This is a genomic window from Actinoplanes sp. NPDC026623, from assembly GCF_040638275.1.
GTDB lineage: Bacteria > Actinomycetota > Actinomycetes > Mycobacteriales > Micromonosporaceae > Actinoplanes.
Genome location: NZ_JBEZXZ010000385.1, coordinates 1 through 3,143, shown reverse-complemented (window position 1 = coordinate 3,143; position 3,143 = coordinate 1). Strand labels below are relative to the sequence as shown.

1 pseudogene is annotated in these 3,143 nt (G+C 77.1%); it reads left to right on the top strand.

Annotated elements, in window-relative coordinates:
- Nucleotides 1-111 precede the first annotated feature (111 nt).
- A pseudogene (locus AB0F10_RS44975) lies at nucleotides 112-3,143 on the top strand (hypothetical protein); the annotation flags it as partial.

The window sequence follows — 3,143 nt, the reverse complement described above, 5'->3', positions numbered from 1 at the left end:
GTCCCGCTGGACCCGGCGCCGAGGTTCCCGGCCGTCGGGAAGCGGCCCGCGGCGTGGACCCGGGCACCGCGGGCGTCGGGGCTGCCGGACCGCTGGCGCGTCGTCGTGCTCATGTCCAGCCCGCAGCCGTCCCGCCTGGCGTACGACCTGCCGGTGCCGATCCGCACCCCGCTGGCGGTCGGACCCGCTCCCGGCGCGGACTACAGCGGACAGCAGCCGGCGGATCAGCCGCTGGACGACGGCATCCGCTGGCTCGCCGACTTCGAGGAGGCGTGCCTGGCCGGCATGGCCGCGCGGGTGGACCTGAGCGGCCACCCGGAGGCCTTCAAGTACGGCATCGACCGGCTGCTCGTGTACGGCGTGCGCGACGATCCCGATCCACGGGCGGCGGCAGGCGTCCTGGCGGATCTGTTCGAGGCGCACCACCACACCGACGGCCTCGGGTACGTGGCACCCGGCACGCCGACGAACCAGACCCCGGACGCGGCGCTGGTACCGGGGCGGCGCAGCCCCGAGCGGATCGCCGCGCTGCGGGTCACCGACCGCGACAGCGTGCCGGAACCGTGGGACAGCAACGCGATCCTGCTCGCCGACGCCCTCGGCGCGGGCCTGAGCTCCACCGACCCGCGCCCCGGGCCGGCCCTGCCCATCGGCCGGCCCGGCGCCCCGAACGCGCTCGCCCGGGCCGACGGCGCGCGAACGGTGGACGAGGCCGAAATGCGGGCGATGAACCGCCTGCTGTGGCCGGCCACCTGGGGCGGATTCCTGTGGCAGCAGATGAATCCGGTGTTCGGCGACGAGGACATCGAGGCCGCCCGGCGGCACTTCGAGGCGTACGTGCGGGCGAACGGCCCGCTGCCCACGCTGCGGATCGGCGACCAGCCGTACGGCATCCTGCCGATCACCCCGCTGGAGCTGTGGCAACCGGTCGACTCCGCGGGGGTCGACCCGCCCGGCATCGGCCCGGCGGTGGTGGATTTCATCGTCCGGCTCCGCCGCGACGTCTGGACCCCGGCGATCCCCGGCCTCCCCCGGATCAGCACCGGCGGCCCGGCACCGCAGGAGACGGCGCTGCGCATCTTCGGCATGGCACCGACCGCGCAGCAGGTCTACGGCCGCAGCGTCCTGGGCATGGAGTACTTCGCGTTCCTCTGGCGGTTCTCCGACCTCAACCTGGACGAGCGGTGGCGGGCCCAGTTGCGCGACGCCGCCGACGCGCTCAAGGCCCGGCTGGGCCGTCCGGACTGGCAGCCGCGGGTCGGCGAGGCGGTGTTCGCCGGGAACTCGTTCCCGATCGACGCGCCGGTCATCGGGCCCGATCCGGGCCAGTACCTCACCGCCGTCGCCGATGCCACGCCGGCCGGCCTGCGGACCCTGGCCGCGCCCGGGCCGGTGGCGCGGACGCCGCTGCTGTTCCGGCTGGCCCGGCAGGCGATGCTCACCGCGTACGCGATCGCCGCCGAACAGGTGCTGAACCGCCAGGCCGCGCCGCCGCCGGCCGGCGAGCACCTGGATCCGGAACTGATCGGCGTCGTGCCCGGCCGCGCCGACGTCACCCTGTGGCAGCGGCTGGCCCGCCCGGTCACCACGCTCACCGGCGCCACCGCCGTGCTCGGTGACTACCTGGCCGCGCCCGACGCCCGCGACCCGGCCATGACGATGCCGGCCGCCGTGCGGGCCGCGCTGCGACGCCTGACCTCGGTGGATCCGGCCCGCCTCGACCGGCTGGTCCGCGAGACGCTCCCGCTGTCGTCGCACCGGCTGGACGCGTGGATCACGTCGCTGGCCACCCGGCGGCTGCGGTCGTTGCGCGGCGCCGGCGGCACCGCCGGGTCGGGCGCGCACCTCGGCGGCTACGGCTGGGTGGAGAACCTGAGCCGCCGGCCCGCGCCGGCCGAGGTCCAGCCGCGACCGGCCGGGGAGGAACAGCATCAGGTGTACCGGCAGGACGGCAACGCCGGATTCGTGCACGCCCCGTCGCTGGCCCAGGCCACCACCGCCGCCGTGCTGCGCGCCGGGCACCAGGCGCACGCCACGGCGGCCGGTGGCCCGCTCGCCGTCGACCTGCCGTCCCGCCGGGTCCGCATCGCGGCCTGGCTGCTCGACGGCGTGCGGCAGGGGCAGAGCCTGGGCGCGCTGCTCGGGTACCGGTTCGAGCGCGACCTGCAGGAGCACCCGGTCGGCACGCTGGCGGCCTGGATCGACGACTTCCGGGCCCTAGCCCCGGTGCGCGGCATCCGGGTCTCCGCCGGCGAGCCGCCCCGCGAATCGCTGGACGCGACGTCCGTTGTGGACGGCCTGGCGCTGCAGCGGCTGTGGCGCACCGGACGGCTCGACCTGAGCGCGATCGGCCTGGGCGCCGGGCACGCCGCCGAACGCGACGCGGCGCTCGACGTGCTGCGCAAGCTGGACGACGCGGTCGACGCGCTCGGCGACGCCCTGCTGGCCGAGTCGGTTCATCACGCCGTGCAGGGCCAGCCGTTGCGGGCCGGCGCGACCGTCGACGCGACCGCCGGCGGGGAGGCGCCGCCGCCGGAACTCGACTCCGTGCGCACCCCGCGCACCGGAACCACCGTGACCCACCGGCTGATCCTGGCCCTGGGTGATCCGCCCGCCGGCGGGTGGCCGGTCGACCAGACCCGCGCCCGGCGGCTCGCCGAGCCGCGGGTCGACGCGTGGCTCGGCCGGCTGCTCCCCGCGCCGGACACGATCCGCTGCCGGGTCCGCGTCGACCTGGCCGACGAGGGCTTCCGGTACCTGCTGACCGACCTCGCCGGGCTGCGGCTGTCGCCGCTCGACTACGTGCTGATGCCCGAGAACGGCGCGGGCGACCCCGGCGACCTCGAACGGCACCTGGCCACCGCGCTCGCCGCGCGCCCGGACGTCGGCACCCGGGCGACACTGAGCTTCGACTACACCCGGGATCCGCGGTGGACCCCGGACGTGATCACGGTGCCGGAGTTCCTGGAGGCCGTGCGCGCGGCCCGGGCGCTGCTGTCCGGGGCGCGGGCGCTGGAACCGGGTGACCTGATCGCGCCCGGCGCGCCGGTGCCGCCGGCGGTCCCCGACCCGGACCTGGCCGGCCGGGCGGCCGCGGCGACGGCCGCGGTCGCCGCCGCCGCGGACGCGCGGGCCGAACCCGG